This is a genomic window from Peribacillus sp. (assembly GCF_059453735.1).
The window spans coordinates 1-1763 of record NZ_JAZVJO010000366.1; the positions used below are offsets into that span (position 1 = coordinate 1).

Consider the following 1763-nt stretch of genomic DNA (forward strand, 5'->3'; position numbering starts at 1 on the left):
AAACCTCACCAACCAGGGTGGCATTAATTTATGCATTGGAACCGGTATTTGCTGCATTAACCTCATATGTACTGATTAACGAACAATTAACTAAAGCTGCGATTACTGGATGTGTATTGATTTTAATCGGAATGGTCACGGCGGAGTTTCCTTTTAAACGCAAAAAAGCCGAACCCATTGATTCAGCTGCTTAACGACCTTGCATTAGCTCAATAATCCAAGCTCCCGGGCATACGCTTCTGCCTGGGGTTTGTTCGTAATATTTTTTTGCTTTAAGTTTTCGAGTAAAGATACGTAAAAACTGCCGTCAAAATTCTTTTGGGCTTTTAACGTAATTTCGATCGCAATGTTAACAAGAACATCACTCGCTTCTGTATAACGTTTACCAAAGAAAATAAAACCGATGGCATCTTCACCGAATGTAAAGCCTTTCGTTTCCAAAAAAGAAACATACTCTTCTACTGAATAGTCCACAAATCTGTCCTCCTTTGCAGCTATTTTCCTCCTACATATTACCTTATCTAACCGTTTTTGCCTATTCATTTATCGACAAATTTCGCATTCAATACAGATTTCTAGTAAATAGTAAGTAATGAGGAGGTGTCTATCATGCCTAAACATAAGAATCGCGGCAATAAAAGTAGAAGCGGAGTCCCGCCGCAAGGAAATACCCAAGGCGACACTAGTCCAAAAAGCGAATTAGAAAACAAAGCTAAATATTCCAATACGAAAAGATAGTCTAATACAACTCTCCGCTACCCCCTACCTAAAAAAAGCCCAAAGGCTGTCCAAACCTGCGGACAGCCTTTTTCGTTATTAGACTAACAAGCGTTGAAGACCTTTTAATTCATGAGTTTCAGCCATTTTCGTAACACGTTCCTTATCATATCTAAACACAGATGTCTCTAAAGGGCAGGCGATCGGTACATCGCATTTAATGGCCGCTAGACTTCTAGATAAGTGCAGCATTTCGACAGCATCTTCTATTTTAGTCCGCTGTGTTTTCGTTAGATTGTGCAGATTTTCGAGAATCCCTTCAATCGTCCCGTATTCAATGAGCAGCTTTAGTGCGGTTTTTTCACCTATGCCTTTGACACCAGGGTAGTTATCCGCTGTATCTCCCATTAGAGCCTTTAAATCGACCATTTGGGCAGGGGTTATGCCTTTCCAAGTGAAAAAGCTATCATGATCATGCACTTCGTAATTACCAAAGCCCTTACGCAGTAAAATAACCGAAATACGATCTTCAATTAATTGAAGCATGTCTTGATCCCCAGTCAAAATAGATACGTGACTATAGCTTTGTGAAGCTTTAGCAATAGTACCAATACAATCGTCCGCTTCAAACCCTGTGAGGCCGATGTTAGGAATATCAAAGGCTTCCACTACTTCTTTCACTAAATCAAATTGAGGAATCATTTCCACTGGAGCAGCTGAACGATTGGCTTTATACTCTGGGAAAAGCTCGTTACGAAACGTTTTGCTTCCCATATCCCAACAAACAGCTACATGGCTTGGTGAGAAATGATTGACTGCTGTAAGCATATGCTTGAGAAAACCTTGAACCGCATTAGTCGGCAGGCCTTTGGAATTAATCATGAACTGACCAGTAACGGCTGTTGCATAAAAAGCTCTAAATAAAAGCGCCATTCCATCAACAAGCATGAAGGAAGGCATCTGTTTGTTTTCATCCAATTTCACGTTTACTCACCTCAAAAGATTGTCTGCTAGTATCTTATCATAAGAATCTCTGAAAGGGAGTG

General features: G+C 40.2%; 4 protein-coding genes. 2 read left to right on the plus strand and 2 right to left on the minus strand.

Annotation, left to right across the window (positions count from 1 at the left end):
- On the plus strand, positions 1-194 hold a 194-nt coding region (locus AC52RT_RS11865; protein ID WP_495540936.1), incomplete at its 5' end, for an EamA family transporter.
- Between the two features lie 10 nt (positions 195-204).
- Here the strand turns inward: AC52RT_RS11865 and AC52RT_RS11870 are convergent.
- Positions 205-474: a DUF6123 family protein gene (locus AC52RT_RS11870; RefSeq protein WP_040374782.1), complete on the minus strand. Its 270-nt coding sequence runs from the start codon at positions 472-474 to the stop codon at positions 205-207.
- A gap of 135 nt (positions 475-609) precedes the next feature.
- Between AC52RT_RS11870 and AC52RT_RS11875 the strand changes: the two genes are divergently transcribed.
- Entirely contained in the window at positions 610-738 is a 129-nt protein-coding gene (locus AC52RT_RS11875; protein ID WP_495540937.1) for a small, acid-soluble spore protein L, read from the plus strand.
- 78 nt (positions 739-816) lie between these two features.
- On the opposite strand, the gene AC52RT_RS11880 is transcribed toward AC52RT_RS11875, so the two are convergent.
- On the minus strand, positions 817-1677 hold the full coding sequence (locus AC52RT_RS11880) for a 5'-3' exonuclease (protein WP_495540938.1): 861 nt from the start codon (positions 1675-1677) through the stop codon (positions 817-819).
- Positions 1678-1763: the final 86 nt, after the last annotated feature.

Bases quoted from the DNA above. Each gene is read 5' to 3' on its own strand.
- AC52RT_RS11880 (WP_495540938.1), bottom strand. From the start codon at position 1,677: ATGCCTTCCTTCATGCTTGTTGATGGAATGGCGCTTTTATTTAGAGCT.
- AC52RT_RS11875 (WP_495540937.1), top strand. From the start codon at position 610: ATGCCTAAACATAAGAATCGCGGCAATAAAAGTAGAAGCGGAGTCCCG.